The sequence below is a fragment of the uncultured Chloroflexus sp. genome, assembly GCF_937951745.1.
Lineage (GTDB): Bacteria > Chloroflexota > Chloroflexia > Chloroflexales > Chloroflexaceae > Chloroflexus.
Genome location: NZ_CALFBQ010000014.1, coordinates 1 through 13,561, shown reverse-complemented (window position 1 = coordinate 13,561; position 13,561 = coordinate 1). Strand labels below are relative to the sequence as shown.

Sequence of the window (13,561 nt, the reverse complement as noted above, 5' to 3'; positions counted from 1 at the left end):
ACAAAACTAGTACCCTTTCGCTACCCGTCTCCGAACGGTTGCGCTTACACGCGGCGGCGCTTGGGCGGGCGGCAGCCGTTGTGCGGAATTGGCGTCACATCGGTAATCGCCGTGATCTGCAAACCGGCGGCCTGCAACGACCGGATCGCGGCCTCGCGGCCAGCGCCGGGACCCTTCACAAACACCTCAACCGACCGCATGCCATTTTCCATCGCCTTACGGGCGGCGTTCTCGGCAGCCACCTGCGCAGCGTAGGGGGTGCTCTTGCGCGAGCCTTTGAAACCGCTCTGGCCGGCGCTTGCCCAACATATCACGGCGCCCTGTGGATCGGTAATCGTCACGATCGTATTATTAAACGTGCTCTGAATATGCGCCTGACCCCGCGGCACATTCTTGCGTTCGCGGCGCTTGCCACGCTGGCGTGCCGTCGTCGTGGTCGCTTTTCCCTTGGCGGGCATGCCTCACTCCTTATTACAACTACTTCTTGGTCTTCTTCTTGATACCGATCGCCTGACCGCGCCGCCCGCGGCGAGTGCGGGCATTGGTGCGCGTGCGCTGGCCACGCACCGGCATACCGCGGCGGTGGCGCAGCCCACGGTAACAACCAATATCCATCAGGCGCTTGATATTCAACTGCACCTCGCGGCGCAAATCACCCTCGACCCGATACTCGCGATCGACAATCTCGCGAATCCGGCCAACCTCTTCCTCGGTTAGATCACGTACTCGGCGCTCGGGATTTACATTCGCCTTGCGCAGAATGTCCATGCCATTCGAGCGTCCGATCCCATAGATGTAGGTGATCGCAATCTCGATCTTTTTGTTGCGGGGAATATCAACCCCGGCGATACGTGCCATGCCTGTCCTCTTCGCTACTGATAGGTTCCGCCAACCGAATGCGGCTGGCGGAGCGTCTTCTCGGCCCGTCAGAGCGGGCGGATATTGCCTACCGTTATCCTTGCCGCTGTTTATGCTTCGGTGTGCGTGAGCAGATCACCCGGATCACGCCCTTGCGCTTAATCACCTTGCAATACTCGCAGCGCGGCTTTACCGACGCTCGCACTTTCATTTCAGCCTCCTTGCGGCGGCGGACGCCGCCGTGCTGCGTCGCGCCCCCTACTTATAGCGATACGTAATGCGTCCCCGGGTCAGGTCATACGGCGACAGCTCGACCAGCACCCGGTCACCCTTCAAGATCCGGATGTAATTCATCCGCATCTTGCCCGAGATGTGAGCGAGCACTTCATGCCCGTTATCGAGCTGCACCCGGAACATTGCATTGGGCAATGGCTCGGTGATCGTGCCCTCCATCTCGATCACGTCCTTCTTCTTCGACATATCCCTCCTAACCTACGGCTGCGCCGGCGCCAGATACGGGCTCAGCGCTTTCAGCATTGCCTCTGTCACGAGCGCGATCTCACGTTGACCATCGATCTCATGCAGGATGCCCTGTCGCTGATAATACTCAATCAGCGGCATTGTTTGGGCGAAGTAGACATCCAGCCGGTGCTGCGCCGTCTCGATCGAATCATCGCTCCGTTGATAGAGTTTGCCGCCGCAGGCGTCGCAGATACCCGGTCGGTGCGACGGAAAATAATAGATGTTGAAGATGGCGCCGCAAGTGCGGCACGTCTGCCGACCGGCAATTCGGCGCAGCAGCACGTCTTGTGGCACGGCCAAAAAGAGCACGGCGTCGATGCGAGCACCGTCACCCACGAGCGCTTCTTCGAGCGCCCGCGCTTGATCTTGGGTCCGCGGGAAACCGTCGAAGATGACACCGGAGGCGCAATCCGGCTGCCGGATGCGCTCGAGAATCATCCGAATCACAACCTCATCTGGTACCAATTCACCGCGATCCATATAGGACTTTGCCAGCATGCCCAATTCGGTTCCTTCACGCAACGCGGCGCGAAAGAGATCGCCGCTGGCGACATGGGTCAAACCAGTCCGATCAGCGAGGGTTTTTGCCTGTGTGCCTTTGCCGGCCCCCGGCGGTCCTAACAAGATAACGTTGGTCATGACTCGGCGCTCGCTCATTTTCAGAACCGTACAGGACGCTGCACGGTATGACCGTCTGCCTGTCTCACAAAGACGCTGCCCAACCGGCATGCCGGCGAGCAACGACTTGTATTGTACTACACTTTTTGCCGTTCGTGTGCAACGCCTACCGGGTCAAAAAACCCTCGTAGTCGCGCATAATCAACTGCGCCTCAAGCTGGCGCATGGTATCGACTGCCACACCGACCACAATCAGCAGCGCAGTGCTACCTAGCCCAATTTGCACACCAGTAATTGACTGGGTAAGGAAGGGCAACACTGCGATCAAGCCAAGGAAGAGCGCGCCGGCGAGGGTGATCCGGTTAAGTACCTTCATCAGATACTCCTCCGTCTTCTTGCCGGGGCGAATGCCGGGGATGAACCCACCATTGCGCTGCAAGTTCTCGGCGAGATCTTGCTGGGCGAAGATTACCACTGTGTAGAAATAGGTAAACCCAACCGTCAATAAGAAGAGGAGCGTCATGTAGACGATCCCGCCACCTTGCCCGGTTGGATTGAACGTGTTGTAGAAGAAGCCAGCGATCGCATTCCCGATCCCTTCAGCGCCGGGCCGGTAGAACCACGACGCGACGATGCCGGGGAAGATAATAATGCTTTGCGCGAAGATCAACGGGATCATGCCGGCCGAATTCACCTTCAGCGGAATGAAGCTGCTCTGGCCGCCATAGACTTTGTTCCCGCGCACCCGCCGCGCATATTGCACCCGAATACGGCGCTGGCCTTCTTGGATCAACACAATACCGACGATCGTCAGCAGGGCAATGGCAATAAAGCCGATCAGGCCAAGAATAGTGCTGAAATCACCGGCTTGGCTGATCTGGAAGCCCTGAATGATCAAGCCGGGCAATCGCGAAACAATGCCGCCGAAGATGATAATCGAAATACCGTTGCCGATCCCACGTTCGTTGATCTGTTCACCGAGCCAAATCAGCAACATCGTGCCGGCGACCATCGTGGTAAGCACGGTGAACGTCGGCAAGAAATTCGCCCCTAAATCAAACGGGGTCCGGAACAATGACTGAATCGGATCATTGTTCGGGTTAATCGTGCGCTCAAGGGTCAGCGTTTGGCCGTAGGCTTGCAGGTACGCTAGCGGAATGGTCAGCCACAACTGGTAGCGGTTGAGGCGCAGGCGGCCCTGTTCGCCCTCTTTCTGCAATTCTTGCAGCGCGGGAATTAGCGGTTGCAGCAACTGCATGATAATTTGGGCGGTGATATACGGGTACACTCCCATTGCCGCCACGGAAAAGTTTTCTAGCGCGCCGCCGGCAAACAGATTGAGCAACTGGGCTAGTTGGTTGGTTGCCAGCGCCTGCCGTAACTGCTCGAGCGTTACCGGGTTGATGTTGGGCACCGGAATATGCGCGATCAGGCGAAACAGAAACAGCATCCCAATTGTAAAGAGGATGCGGCGCCGGAGATCAGGCAACTGAATAGCGCGAAGTACAGCCTGCAGCATGGTGATGCTTCCTGTGGGCGGCGAGAACGACAAGGTTCTCGCCGCGCTGACCGATTACGATTGGAGAGCTTTGCGCATGCTCGGATTGGGCCCGCGCGAGCGTGAGGGGCGCTCGATGACCCACGTCAGATCGATCGCCTTTCCGCCGGCAGCCTCGATCTTCTGGCGGGCGCTGGCCGAAAATTTATGCGCCTTGATCACCAACGGCTGGCTCAATTCGCCGTCACCGAGAATCTTGATCGGCATCTTCTTGCGGCGCACCAGCCGGCGATGCAATAGCGACTCCGGCGTCACTTCCAGCTCAACCGGCCAATCAGCAAGGCTGCCAATATTCACCACTTCATACTCAACGCGGAACTTGTTAGTGAAGCCGCGCTTGAATGGCATGCGCTTCACCAGCCGGTTCTGGCCGCCCTCAAATGTGCGGTAAGGACCGGGCCCACTACGAGCCTTCTGGCCCATCATACCCTTACCGCCGGTCTTACCTTTGCCCGAGCCGTGGCCGCGACCGATGCGCTTGCTCTTGCGGCGCGAACCCTCGGCGGGGCGCAAATCGTGAAGTTTCATGCCTGCACCTCGTCCTCAACCTCTTCCACCTTCACGAGGTGCTGAATCTTAAACAGCATCCCGCGCACCGATGGATTATCGGGTTTGAGCACACTCTGATTCAAGCGGCGCAAGCCCAGCGCGGCCAGCGTCTCTTTCTGGTCGCGCGCATAGCCAATTGCGCTCTTGACATACGTTACGCGCAGCTTACCCATCACGCCGCCTCCGTTTCGCGCCGCGTCCGGCGTTCCATCAGCTCTTGCGTCGTCATGTCGCGCCGGCGTGCCATCTCTGGTAGCGAGGTCATTTCGCTCAGCGCCTTGAATGTTGCCTTCACAACATTCACCGGGTTATTGCTGCCATAGACCTTCGAAAGCAGGTCTTTAATACCAGCCGCCTCAACTACCGGGCGCACGCCGCGACCGGCGATGACGCCGGTACCGGGGGCTGCCGGGCGAAGCATCACCTTAGTGGCAGCATACTTCGTCACGACCTCATGGGGGACGGTCGAATGCACCAGCGGTACGCGGATCAGATTACGCTTGGCTGCTTCGGCCCCCTTGCGAATCGCATCCGGCACTTCTGCCGCTTTACCCATGCCAATGCCAACGTGGCCTTTGCCATCACCGACCACAACGACCGTGCTGAAGCTGAAGCGGCGGCCGCCCTTCACGACCTTTGACACGCGGTTGATCTGGACGACTCGCTCCTCGAGCTCCAGCGTGTCGGGGTTGATACGTTCTCGTTTCACAGTTCCTCCGCTACGCTGCCCTTGGGCAACTAGAAGTTCAGACCAGCTTCGCGGGCCGCTTCGGCCAGCGCTTTCACCCGTCCGTGATACTTATAGCCGCCGCGATCGAAGACCACCTTCGTAATCCCGGCCTGCAACGCTCGTTCGGCAATCAACTTGCCGACCAGCGCCGCTTCCTGCGTCTTGGTCATTTCCGGATTGCCGTTCCAGCCCTTTTCTATGGTGGAAGCGGCAACCAGCGTATGGCCGACGGTATCATCAATCACCTGCGCGTAGATGTGGGCATGGCTGCGGAACACATTCAGCCGCGGCCGTTCTGGCGTGCCCGACACGCGCTTGCGGATGCGATTGTGCCGGCGAAGCCGGAGTTCACGTGGTGTTCGTTTTCCCATACTATCCTCAATACTGCCGCAACGGAGATTCTATCCCCCGTCGCTCGCTTGATTCAATGACGATAGAACAGTTGCGTTGTAGCCCCTGCATCCGCCCTTCTCCGACTGGATAGAGCGGGGCGAGATGCCTCAGACGGGGGCAAGCATCGCTCATCAATATTGTCTATCCTATCGCTACCGCGTCTGCCGCTAGCCGCGTTTTCAGCGAACTACTTCGCCTTGCCAGCCTTGCCAGCCTTGCGGCGGATCTTCTCTTCGACGTACTTGATGCCCTTGCCTTTATACGGCTCCGGCGGGCGCAGGCTGCGAATGCGCGCTGCCTCTTCACCCACCTGTTGCTTATCGATCCCGACCACCGTCAGCGCCAGCGGGTCGTTGGCCGACTTGCGCTCACCGACGATATAGCTAATGTTTGGCGGCGGATCGAGGCGCACCTGATGGGAAAAGCCTAGGTTGAGCACCAGCGTCTTGCCCTCAAGCTGGGCACGGTAGCCGACGCCATTGATTTCTAACGCCCGCTGCCAGCCCTGCGTCACCCCTATAATCATATTATTGAGCAGGGTACGCGTCAGGCCATGCAGCGCCCGGTGCAACTTCCCGTCCGAAGGGCGTTGGACGGTAATCACATCCCCCTCTTGCTTAATCAGCATATCGGGGTGCAACTGTTGGGTCAGGGTACCTTTCGGGCCTTTCACCGTCACGAGGTTCTGCTCGCCGATGGTAACCTGAACGCCCTTCGGCACGGTAATCGGTCGTTTGCCAATTCGCGACATGATACTCCTCCGTGCGCGTTACCAAACGTAGCAGAGCACTTCGCCACCGACGCGCTCGCGCCAAGCCTCGTGGTCAGCGAGCACACCCTTCGGCGTTGAGAGAATGCTCAGCCCGAGGCCGCCGCGCACCCGCGGAATGTCATCGCGCTTGGTATAGATGCGCAGCCCCGGCTTACTCACCCGGCGCAGACCGGTAATCGCTGGCCGGCGGTCGGACATATACTTCAGTGTAATCGAGATGGTCTTGTACGGCTTGCCATCATCGATCACCGTGTAATCCCGAATAAAACCTTCTCGCTTCAAAATGTCGGCAATCGCAATCTTCATCTTCGATGCCGGCATCGTCACCGTTGTATGGCGGGCCATGCACGCATTGCGGATGCGTGTCAGCATATCGCCGATAGGATCATTCACACTCACGGTATGCCTCCTCACAAGTCGGGCGTCAATAACGTTTCTGATTGCCGCACAGCACTCACCAGCTCGACTTGACGACGCCCGGAATGAGGCCCTTCAACGCATGCTCGCGGAAGCAGATACGGCACATCCCGAACTTGCGAATGTAGGCTCGCGACCGGCCGCAGATCTTGCAGCGATTATAGGCGCGCACCCGAAACTTCGGTGGCCGCTGAGCCTTCACGATCAACGACTTCTTAGCCAACGGAATACCTCCTCAAAGCGTTGAACCAGTCAGCGCACTGCGCGCTCTTAGTTCAAACTAATCACGAAATGGCATACCGAGCCGCTTGAGCAGCGAATAGGCTTGCTCATCATTCGGCGCGCTGGTGACAATCGCCACCTCTAATCCACGAATCTTATCGATCTTGTCGTAGTCGATGTCTGGGAAGACGATCTGCTCGCGCAGACCAAGGCTATAGTTGCCGCGGCCATCGAACGAACTGCGGCTCACACCGCGAAAGTCGCGGATGCGCGGCAGCGCCAGCGAGCAGAGCCGGTCGAGAAAATCGTACATCCGATCGCCGCGCAGCGTTACCATCGCGCCGATCGGCATCCCGGCGCGCAGCTTAAACGACGCCACCGACTTCTTGGCCCGCGTTACCACTGGCTTTTGGCCAGTGATCGTCGCCAGATCATTCATGGCGGCCTCGATCGCCTTGGCATTCTGCACCGCCTCGCCGACGCCAACATTAACCACAATTTTGACAAGGCGCGGCACCTGCATGATGGACTTGAACTTAAACTCCTCCATCAATGCCGGGACGACCTCGTTCTGATACTTTTCACGCAATCGAACGGTCATAGCTCTTTCTCCAGGGGCTTGGCGTCAGTCTTAAGCTGCGCCGGCCCTGAAATAGACTACTTATCGATAATGGCGTCACAGGCCTTGCAATAGCGCACCTTGCGCGGACGGCCTTTATGATCGGTCTCTTCAAGGAATCGCTTGCCGGTGCGTGAGGCCCGCCCGCAGCTCGGGCAGATCAGCATCACATTTGAAGCGTGCAGTGGCGCTTCCATCTCGATAATCCCGCCGGCGCGACCGGGGCCGCGCGGCTTCTGGTGGCGCTTAACGATATTTAGCCCTTCCACCACCACCCGGTTGACTGCCGGCAGCGCACGCTTAATCTTGCCGCGGCGCCCCTTATCTTTGCCGGCGATCACCAATACTTCATCACCAGTCTTCACATGCATCACAGCACCTCCGGGGCGAGCGACACGATCCGCATAAACTGCTTCTCGCGCAACTCACGGGCCACCGGGCCAAAGATACGGGTGCCACGCGGGTTATTCTCTTTCCCAATCAGCACCGCCGCGTTATCATCAAAGCGGATGTGTGAACCGTCGGGCCGGCCATACTCTTTGGCCGTGCGGATAATCACCGCTTTGACCACATCACCCTTTTTGACCTGACCGCCGGGCGTAGCCACCTTTACCGATGCGACAATGATGTCACCGACCCGGCCATAGCGCACCCGCGAACCACCGAGGACCCGGATGCACATGATCTCTTTGGCCCCGGTATTATCGGCGACCTTTAGCCGTGTTTGAGGCTGGATCATGGCTACTCCTCCTCGCCACGCTTGACGATTTCGACTACCCGCCAGCGCTTCGTGCGGCTCAGCGGGCGAGTCTCTTCGATCCGCACGACATCACCCACTTTGCAGTTGTTCTCCTCATCGTGGGCGTGAAACTTCTTCGTCCGCCGAATAATCTTGCGGTAGAGCGGATGGGGCTTGAGATAATCCACCGCCACTACTACCGTCTTGTCCATTTTATCACTGACGACGCGGCCAAGCTTTGTCGTTTTGCGCTTCTGTTCTGCGGTCATCATGATCTGCTCCATAATCCGTTAGCCGAGCTCAGCCTGCGCTAACTCGCGCTCGCGCAGGATGGTCAGGATGCGCGCAATCTCCTTCTTAACCTGACGCGGCCGAGCGGTATTAGTCAAGCTGCCGGTCGCCTTTTGGAAGCGCAGATTAAACAGCTCAACCTTATACTCAGCCAGCTTCGCGCGCAGTTGGGCATCATCGAGGGCGCGCAGCTCATTCGTTTTCACTGCTCACCTCCTCAGCCGTAGCCATCGTGCCCTGCTCTTCGCGGTCGATGACCTTGCACTTTACCGGCAGCTTTTGCGCTGCGCGGCGCAAGGCCTCGTGGGCGACCTCTTCACGAACTCCGCCCAACTCGAACATAATCCGGCCGGGCTTAACTACCGCCACCCAGTGGTCAACCGAACCCTTACCGCCACCCATACGAGTCTCAGCGGGCTTGCGAGTAACGGGTTTATCCGGAAAAATCCGGATCCAAACCTTACCGCCACGCTTCACATAATTGGTGATGGCACGGCGGGCAGCCTCAATCTGACGACTGGAGATCCAGCTCGGTTCGAGCGCCATCAGGCCATACTCGCCAAACACGACATTATTGCCGCGGTACGAAAGGCCGGGGCTGCGCCCTTTTTGCATTTTGCGGTACTTCGTGCGCTTAGGCAGAAGCATTGCTATTCCTCCTCGGCTGGCGTTCACGCCGTTCGGGTGCGGGCGCCGCCGGCTGTTCGACCTGCGCCTTCGTGGTCTGGTTCGGGAAGACCTCTCCCTTATAGATCCAGACCTTCACGCCGATGCGGCCGTAGGTCGTGTGGGCATGCACCTGCGCATAATCGATATCAGCGCGAAGCGTATGGCGTGGTACGCGGCCCTCAGCTTCTTCGTGGACGCGCGACATTTCGGCGCCGCCCAGACGGCCCGAGCAGCGCACCTTGACACCTTGCGCCCCCAGCCGCATAGCGCGCTGGACGGCCTGCTTCATTGCGCGTTTGTAACTGACACGCTTGGTAATCTGCTCGCCGATGCTCTCGGCTACCAACTGGGCATCAAGTTCGGGCTGATTAATCTCTTTGATATTCAGCTTTATCTTCTTGCCCGTTTTGCGCTCTAGCGTGCTCTTCAGCGTATCGACATTCGTGCCGCGTTTGCCGATCACGATCCCGGGCTTGGCCGTATAGACCGAAATCTCGATCTTATTGGCTGAGCGTTCGATCTCGATCCGCGACACGCCTGCGCTCTGCAATTCCTTGCTGATCAGCTTGCGCAGCTCGATATCTTCATGAAGCTGGCGAGTGTACTCTTCGCCATTGGCGAACCACTTCGATTGCCAGTCCTTGATATACCCGAGCCGGAAGCCGATCGGATGTACTTTGCGCCCCAAGCGAGCCTCCCTCTACTAGTACTCCGACTTATCGGCCACCACCACCGTGATATGGGTGGTTGGTTTGCGGATGCGATTCGCCATACCGCGCGCCCGCGGCATAAACCGTTTCAAGACCGGGCCTTGATCGGCGTAAATGGTCTTAATGTACAGCTCTTCGCGATCCATCTCAAAGTTGTGCTCGGCGTTCGCGATTGCCGACTTGAGGGTGCGGGCCACCTCGCGAGCCGCCTTTTGCGGCATATAGCGCAACGTGGCCAATGCACGGTCAACCGGCATGCCGCGCACAACATCCATCACGAGGCGAACCTTCAGCGGCGAGATTCGCACATAGCGGGTCACAGCTTTTGCTTCCATTGCTCTTCTCGTATCGCTACCCGACGCATCTCCACAAGCGTGCTATTCTACCACGTTTCTGGTCTGATGCCATCGGACTTAAGCGGGAGCTACTTGACTTTCCCGCGCTTATCGGCCTTCTTGCCGCCGTGGCCGCGGAAAAAGCGAGTCGGTGCAAACTCACCCAGCTTGTGCCCGACCATGTTTTCAGTAATGTAGACGGGCACGTGGCGGCGGCCATCATGGACGGCGATAGTGTGGCCAATCATCTGCGGGAAGATGGTCGAGTCGCGCGACCATGTGCGGATCACCCGCTTCTCATTGGCCTTATTCATCGCCTCAATCTTATCGAGCAATCGAATATCGACGTATGGCCCCTTCTTCGACGAGCGGGACATAGTTCCTCCTCATAGGGTGCCGGGCGGCTACGGTTACCACCCGGCAGAGCAACCTTACTTGCGCCGGCGGACAATAAAGCGATCGAAGCGCGGATTGTGGCGGGTCTTGACGCCACGAGCCGGCTTGCCCCACTTTGTCTTCGGCGTGCTCATGCCACGCGGAGCGCGACCCTCGCCACCGCCGTGAGGATGGTCGCGGGGGTTCATCGCCGCTCCACGCACGCGTGGCCGGCGGCCGAGCCAGCGCGAGCGTCCGGCCTTGCCAATCCGAATGTTCTGATGATCGACATTGCCCACTTGCCCAATGGTGGCCATACACCGCACGTGGATCATGCGCATCTCACCAGAGGGCATACGGACAGTGGCGTAATCACCCTCTTTGGCCATCAACTGGGCGGCTGTACCAGCCGAGCGCACCAACACGCCACCGCGCCCAATCTCCAGCTCGATATTGTGGATCTGGGTACCGAGCGGAATAGCGCTGATAGGTAGGGCGTTACCAACGCGAATTTCGGCATCAGGGCCACTCATCACCGTATCGCCAACCTTAAGGCCGAGCGGCGCAATAATGTAGCGCTTCTCACCATCAGCGTAGGCCAATAGGGCAATCCGGGCGCTGCGGTTGGGATCGTACTCAATCGCCTGCACCTTGGCCGGAATGCCGAACTTATTCCGCTTAAAGTCGATAATGCGATAAAACCGCTTATGACCGCCGCCGCGATGGCGCACGGTAATGCGGCCCTGATTATTGCGGCCGGCCTTCTTGCGCAATGGCTCGATCAAGCCCGGCTCTGGCCGCTTCTTGGTAATCTCCTCGAAGGTCGAAACCGACATATTGCGGCGACCGGCCGAGGTTGGCTTGTAAATGCGAACTCCCATACGTTGTCTCCCTCTGGCAGCGCCGGCTCATCAGTGCGAACCGGCACCGGTCACTGCTTTCTGTTCAGCAGCGACGTTATGCGCCGAAGATCTCGATCCGATCACCTTCGGCCAGCGTCACAATCGCCTTCTTCCAATCGCGGGTATAACCAACCGATTGACCGCGCCGGCGGCGCTTCCCGCGCACATTGATCGTATGCACCTTGGTGACCGTCACATTAAAGATGGTCTCAACCGCGCGCTTGATCTGAGGCTTGGTCGCCTCGCGATGGACCTCAAACGTATACTTGTTGAGTTCCATCAAGCTGGTATTCTTCTCGGTGATCAGCGGGCGGATCAGAATATCATACGGCGTCAGCATGGTTTAATCCTCCTGCGCCGGCGCCGCCACGCGCGTGCGTTCGCCGAGATAACTCTCGACCACCTCAACCGCCGCTTTGGGCATGACGATGTGGTCATAGACCAACAGATCGCGCACATTGAGGTAGTGGGCCAGCAGCGTCTTCACCTGCGGCAGATTATTGGCCGAGCGCCGCAGATTCTCATTCGCCGGGCTCTTGCTGTCGATCACGACCAGCGTCTTCGTATCGGCGAGGCCGTGCGCCTTGAGGAAGGCGATGAAATCCTTGGTGCGCGGCTGCTCGAAGCTCAGCGCATCCACAAACCGGATCTGGCCGGCGGCAAACTTAGCCGACAATGCTGAGCGCACGCCAAGCCGGCGCATCTTGCGCGGCATCGAGACGCGATACGAGCGCGGATGGGGGCCGTGAGCGATACCGCCGCCCTTGTGATGCGGCGCGCGGATCGAACCTTGGCGGGCGCGACCAGTGCCCTTCTGACGATAGAGCTTGCGGGTCGAACCCTTAACCTCGCCGCGACCGCGCGTATTGTGCGTACCGAGGCGGGCGTTCGCGTTCTGCATCACCACATATTGATGCATCACCGGCACATTCGGCTCGATGCCGAAGATATAATCGCTCACCTCAATGGCGCCTACCTGTTCGCCGGCCTGATTGTAGAGTGTTGCCTGCATCGTTTTACCCCTCTAGCCCTTCACCGCTTTGCGGATCTGAAGCAGGCCATTGCGGGCGCCGGGAACGGAGCCCTTCACCAGTAGCAGATTCTGTTCGGGTAGCACTTCGACCACTTCCAGATTCTGGATCGTGACTCGCTTACCACCCATGCGACCAGCCATGCGTTGGCCCTTCCACACGCGACCGGGTGTGGTACCGGCGCCGATTGAACCGGGAGCGCGGTGGCGGTCACTTTGGCCGTGAGTCTTGGGGCCGCCGCGGAAGCCGTGCCGCTTGACGACGCCGGCAAAGCCGCGTCCCTTCGAGTTGCCGGCAATATCGACCTTCTGGCCGGGCTTAAACAGTTCAACCGTTACCACCTCGCCGGGCTTGTGGGCTAATGGGTCATCAGCACTAAATTCGCGCAGGTAGCGCAGCATTGCACCACCTGCTGCCTTGAGATGGCCCTGCTGCGGCTTAGTCAGCTTGCGCGGCTCGACCTCTTCGTAGCCAAGCTGCACCGCACTATAGCCATCACGCTCCGGCGTGCGGATCTGGGTGACGATGCAGGGGCCGGCCGAGATCACCGTTACCGGAATAGCCATGCCCTTCTCAGTGAAGTACTGCATCATCCCGATTTTGCGACCTAACAATCCGTGGATCATAGTGTACCTCCGCAGCATGCGTCATTCGCGCAGCGGCTGCCTTTCCGGCGCGCGTCACCGCCGTTGACCAAGAACGAAGCCGTCGTCAGCGGTACGCAACGCCTGCTTTTCTTCTACAGCTTAATCTCAATATCGACACCAGCCGGCAGATTGAGCTTCATCAGAGCATTAATCGTTTGCTGGCTCGGATCGAGCACATCGATTAATCGTTTGTGGGTGCGAATCTCAAACTGCTCCTGCGAGTCTTTGTCGATGAACCCTGACCGGATCACGCTGTAACGCTCGATCTTGGTTGGCAGCGGAACTGGGCCGGCGACTAGTGCGCCGGTACGCTCGGCTGCCTCGACGATCTGGCGCGCAGATTGGTCAAGGATCTTGTGATCATACGCCTTGAGGCGAATACGAACCTTTTGCTTAGCCATCTTTTTTCTCCAATCGACGGGGACGTGGGAGAACCACGCCCCGTTTCCGGTTCACATTCTGCTAATCAAGGATCTTGGTCACGACGCCGGCGCCAACGGTGCGACCACCCTCGCGGATTGCGAAGCGGAGGCCCTCTTCGATGGCCACCGGCACGATCAGCTCAATCGTCATCACCACGTTATCGCCCGGCATCACCATCTCC

At 58.8% G+C, this 13,561-nt stretch carries 27 protein-coding genes and 1 pseudogene; all 28 read right to left on the bottom strand.

Annotated features, from left to right (window positions below):
• Positions 1–44: 44 nt before the first annotated feature.
• Complete coding sequence (gene rpsK, locus Q1A59_RS04450; RefSeq protein WP_298405850.1) at positions 45–458, bottom strand: 30S ribosomal protein S11; 414 nt, start codon at positions 456–458, stop codon at positions 45–47.
• Between the two features lie 19 nt (positions 459–477).
• Positions 478–858: a 30S ribosomal protein S13 gene (gene rpsM / locus Q1A59_RS04445; RefSeq protein ID WP_066789275.1), complete on the bottom strand. Its 381-nt coding sequence runs from the start codon at positions 856–858 to the stop codon at positions 478–480.
• Between the two features lie 94 nt (positions 859–952).
• Complete coding sequence (gene rpmJ / locus Q1A59_RS04440; protein WP_012258254.1) at positions 953–1,069, bottom strand: 50S ribosomal protein L36; 117 nt, start codon at positions 1,067–1,069, stop codon at positions 953–955.
• Positions 1,070–1,116: 47 nt separating this feature from the next.
• Entirely contained in the window at positions 1,117–1,338 is a 222-nt protein-coding gene (gene infA / locus Q1A59_RS04435) for a translation initiation factor IF-1 (RefSeq protein WP_012258253.1), read from the bottom strand.
• Positions 1,339–1,350: 12 nt separating this feature from the next.
• Positions 1,351–2,019 (bottom strand): adenylate kinase, encoded by a 669-nt coding sequence (locus Q1A59_RS04430; protein ID WP_298405842.1) that lies wholly within the window; start codon positions 2,017–2,019, stop codon positions 1,351–1,353.
• Between the two features lie 145 nt (positions 2,020–2,164).
• Positions 2,165–3,517, bottom strand: a complete 1,353-nt coding sequence (gene secY / locus Q1A59_RS04425; RefSeq protein WP_298405840.1) for a preprotein translocase subunit SecY — start codon at positions 3,515–3,517, stop codon at positions 2,165–2,167.
• A gap of 54 nt (positions 3,518–3,571) precedes the next feature.
• Positions 3,572–4,084 (bottom strand): 50S ribosomal protein L15, encoded by a 513-nt coding sequence (gene rplO / locus Q1A59_RS04420; protein ID WP_298405839.1) that lies wholly within the window; start codon positions 4,082–4,084, stop codon positions 3,572–3,574.
• A complete protein-coding gene (rpmD, locus tag Q1A59_RS04415) occupies positions 4,081–4,278 on the bottom strand; it encodes a 50S ribosomal protein L30 (RefSeq protein ID WP_015941720.1) in 198 nt (65 codons plus the stop codon). The genes rplO and rpmD overlap by 4 nt, the downstream gene beginning before the upstream one ends.
• Positions 4,278–4,814 carry a 30S ribosomal protein S5 gene (rpsE, locus tag Q1A59_RS04410; RefSeq protein ID WP_298405836.1) on the bottom strand — a complete coding sequence of 179 codons (537 nt, stop codon included), beginning with the start codon at positions 4,812–4,814 and terminating at the stop codon, positions 4,278–4,280. Before rpsE ends, rpmD begins: the two co-directional genes overlap by 1 nt.
• Before the next feature lie 29 nt (positions 4,815–4,843).
• Positions 4,844–5,206, bottom strand: a complete 363-nt coding sequence (gene rplR / locus Q1A59_RS04405; RefSeq protein WP_298405834.1) for a 50S ribosomal protein L18 — start codon at positions 5,204–5,206, stop codon at positions 4,844–4,846.
• Positions 5,207–5,415: 209 nt separating this feature from the next.
• Entirely contained in the window at positions 5,416–5,979 is a 564-nt protein-coding gene (gene rplF / locus Q1A59_RS04400) for a 50S ribosomal protein L6 (RefSeq protein ID WP_298405833.1), read from the bottom strand.
• Between the two features lie 18 nt (positions 5,980–5,997).
• Positions 5,998–6,399, bottom strand: coding sequence for a 30S ribosomal protein S8 (gene rpsH / locus Q1A59_RS04395; protein ID WP_298405831.1), 402 nt, complete (start codon positions 6,397–6,399; stop codon positions 5,998–6,000).
• A 55-nt stretch (positions 6,400–6,454) separates the two neighbouring features.
• On the bottom strand, positions 6,455–6,640 hold the full coding sequence (locus tag Q1A59_RS04390; protein WP_298405829.1) for a type Z 30S ribosomal protein S14: 186 nt from the start codon (positions 6,638–6,640) through the stop codon (positions 6,455–6,457).
• Positions 6,641–6,697: 57 nt separating this feature from the next.
• Complete coding sequence (gene rplE / locus Q1A59_RS04385) at positions 6,698–7,240, bottom strand: 50S ribosomal protein L5 (RefSeq protein WP_299644043.1); 543 nt, start codon at positions 7,238–7,240, stop codon at positions 6,698–6,700.
• Between the two features lie 56 nt (positions 7,241–7,296).
• Complete coding sequence (gene rplX / locus Q1A59_RS04380) at positions 7,297–7,629, bottom strand: 50S ribosomal protein L24 (protein ID WP_066789248.1); 333 nt, start codon at positions 7,627–7,629, stop codon at positions 7,297–7,299.
• Complete coding sequence (gene rplN, locus Q1A59_RS04375; RefSeq protein ID WP_012258241.1) at positions 7,629–7,997, bottom strand: 50S ribosomal protein L14; 369 nt, start codon at positions 7,995–7,997, stop codon at positions 7,629–7,631. The genes rplX and rplN overlap by 1 nt, the downstream gene beginning before the upstream one ends.
• Positions 7,998–7,999: 2 nt before the next feature.
• Positions 8,000–8,269, bottom strand: coding sequence for a 30S ribosomal protein S17 (gene rpsQ / locus Q1A59_RS04370; RefSeq protein ID WP_366144835.1), 270 nt, complete (start codon positions 8,267–8,269; stop codon positions 8,000–8,002).
• 18 nt (positions 8,270–8,287) lie between these two features.
• Complete coding sequence (rpmC, locus tag Q1A59_RS04365) at positions 8,288–8,494, bottom strand: 50S ribosomal protein L29 (RefSeq protein ID WP_298405823.1); 207 nt, start codon at positions 8,492–8,494, stop codon at positions 8,288–8,290.
• Positions 8,481–8,936, bottom strand: a complete 456-nt coding sequence (rplP, locus tag Q1A59_RS04360) for a 50S ribosomal protein L16 (protein WP_298405821.1) — start codon at positions 8,934–8,936, stop codon at positions 8,481–8,483. Before rplP ends, rpmC begins: the two co-directional genes overlap by 14 nt.
• Positions 8,923–9,645, bottom strand: a complete 723-nt coding sequence (gene rpsC / locus Q1A59_RS04355) for a 30S ribosomal protein S3 (protein ID WP_298405820.1) — start codon at positions 9,643–9,645, stop codon at positions 8,923–8,925. The genes rplP and rpsC overlap by 14 nt, the downstream gene beginning before the upstream one ends.
• A gap of 15 nt (positions 9,646–9,660) precedes the next feature.
• Complete coding sequence (gene rplV, locus Q1A59_RS04350; protein ID WP_066789237.1) at positions 9,661–10,002, bottom strand: 50S ribosomal protein L22; 342 nt, start codon at positions 10,000–10,002, stop codon at positions 9,661–9,663.
• An 89-nt stretch (positions 10,003–10,091) separates the two neighbouring features.
• Positions 10,092–10,379 (bottom strand): 30S ribosomal protein S19, encoded by a 288-nt coding sequence (gene rpsS / locus Q1A59_RS04345; RefSeq protein ID WP_298405817.1) that lies wholly within the window; start codon positions 10,377–10,379, stop codon positions 10,092–10,094.
• A gap of 54 nt (positions 10,380–10,433) precedes the next feature.
• Entirely contained in the window at positions 10,434–11,258 is an 825-nt protein-coding gene (gene rplB / locus Q1A59_RS04340; protein WP_066789233.1) for a 50S ribosomal protein L2, read from the bottom strand.
• A gap of 76 nt (positions 11,259–11,334) precedes the next feature.
• Entirely contained in the window at positions 11,335–11,619 is a 285-nt protein-coding gene (rplW, locus tag Q1A59_RS04335) for a 50S ribosomal protein L23 (RefSeq protein WP_298405814.1), read from the bottom strand.
• 3 nt (positions 11,620–11,622) lie between these two features.
• Complete coding sequence (gene rplD, locus Q1A59_RS04330; protein ID WP_298405812.1) at positions 11,623–12,291, bottom strand: 50S ribosomal protein L4; 669 nt, start codon at positions 12,289–12,291, stop codon at positions 11,623–11,625.
• A 12-nt stretch (positions 12,292–12,303) separates the two neighbouring features.
• Positions 12,304–12,936 (bottom strand): 50S ribosomal protein L3, encoded by a 633-nt coding sequence (gene rplC / locus Q1A59_RS04325; protein WP_298405810.1) that lies wholly within the window; start codon positions 12,934–12,936, stop codon positions 12,304–12,306.
• Positions 12,937–13,049: 113 nt separating this feature from the next.
• Positions 13,050–13,358 carry a 30S ribosomal protein S10 gene (rpsJ, locus tag Q1A59_RS04320; RefSeq protein ID WP_012258230.1) on the bottom strand — a complete coding sequence of 103 codons (309 nt, stop codon included), beginning with the start codon at positions 13,356–13,358 and terminating at the stop codon, positions 13,050–13,052.
• A 61-nt stretch (positions 13,359–13,419) separates the two neighbouring features.
• Positions 13,420–13,561: pseudogene (tuf, locus tag Q1A59_RS04315) on the bottom strand (elongation factor Tu); the annotation flags it as partial.

Bases quoted from the DNA above. Each gene is read 5' to 3' on its own strand.
- rplF (WP_298405833.1), bottom strand. From the start codon at position 5,979: ATGTCGCGAATTGGCAAACGACCGATTACCGTGCCGAAGGGCGTTCAG.
- rplE (WP_299644043.1), bottom strand. From the start codon at position 7,240: ATGACCGTTCGATTGCGTGAAAAGTATCAGAACGAGGTCGTCCCGGCA.
- rplP (WP_298405821.1), bottom strand. From the start codon at position 8,936: ATGCTTCTGCCTAAGCGCACGAAGTACCGCAAAATGCAAAAAGGGCGC.
- rpsK (WP_298405850.1), bottom strand. From the start codon at position 458: ATGCCCGCCAAGGGAAAAGCGACCACGACGACGGCACGCCAGCGTGGC.
- rpmD (WP_015941720.1), bottom strand. From the start codon at position 4,278: ATGGGTAAGCTGCGCGTAACGTATGTCAAGAGCGCAATTGGCTATGCG.
- rpsS (WP_298405817.1), bottom strand. From the start codon at position 10,379: ATGTCCCGCTCGTCGAAGAAGGGGCCATACGTCGATATTCGATTGCTC.
- rplO (WP_298405839.1), bottom strand. From the start codon at position 4,084: ATGAAACTTCACGATTTGCGCCCCGCCGAGGGTTCGCGCCGCAAGAGC.
- rpsQ (WP_366144835.1), bottom strand. From the start codon at position 8,269: ATGATGACCGCAGAACAGAAGCGCAAAACGACAAAGCTTGGCCGCGTC.
- rpmJ (WP_012258254.1), bottom strand. From the start codon at position 1,069: ATGAAAGTGCGAGCGTCGGTAAAGCCGCGCTGCGAGTATTGCAAGGTG.
- rpsJ (WP_012258230.1), bottom strand. From the start codon at position 13,358: ATGGCTAAGCAAAAGGTTCGTATTCGCCTCAAGGCGTATGATCACAAG.
- rplD (WP_298405812.1), bottom strand. From the start codon at position 12,291: ATGCAGGCAACACTCTACAATCAGGCCGGCGAACAGGTAGGCGCCATT.
- rplC (WP_298405810.1), bottom strand. From the start codon at position 12,936: ATGATCCACGGATTGTTAGGTCGCAAAATCGGGATGATGCAGTACTTC.
- rplW (WP_298405814.1), bottom strand. From the start codon at position 11,619: ATGCTGACGCCGTATGATATTCTGATCCGCCCGCTGATCACCGAGAAG.
- Q1A59_RS04430 (WP_298405842.1), bottom strand. From the start codon at position 2,019: ATGACCAACGTTATCTTGTTAGGACCGCCGGGGGCCGGCAAAGGCACA.
- rplV (WP_066789237.1), bottom strand. From the start codon at position 10,002: ATGGAAGCAAAAGCTGTGACCCGCTATGTGCGAATCTCGCCGCTGAAG.
- rpsM (WP_066789275.1), bottom strand. From the start codon at position 858: ATGGCACGTATCGCCGGGGTTGATATTCCCCGCAACAAAAAGATCGAG.
- secY (WP_298405840.1), bottom strand. From the start codon at position 3,517: ATGCTGCAGGCTGTACTTCGCGCTATTCAGTTGCCTGATCTCCGGCGC.
- rplB (WP_066789233.1), bottom strand. From the start codon at position 11,258: ATGGGAGTTCGCATTTACAAGCCAACCTCGGCCGGTCGCCGCAATATG.
- infA (WP_012258253.1), bottom strand. From the start codon at position 1,338: ATGTCGAAGAAGAAGGACGTGATCGAGATGGAGGGCACGATCACCGAG.
- rplR (WP_298405834.1), bottom strand. From the start codon at position 5,206: ATGGGAAAACGAACACCACGTGAACTCCGGCTTCGCCGGCACAATCGC.
- rplN (WP_012258241.1), bottom strand. From the start codon at position 7,997: ATGATCCAGCCTCAAACACGGCTAAAGGTCGCCGATAATACCGGGGCC.
- rplX (WP_066789248.1), bottom strand. From the start codon at position 7,629: ATGCATGTGAAGACTGGTGATGAAGTATTGGTGATCGCCGGCAAAGAT.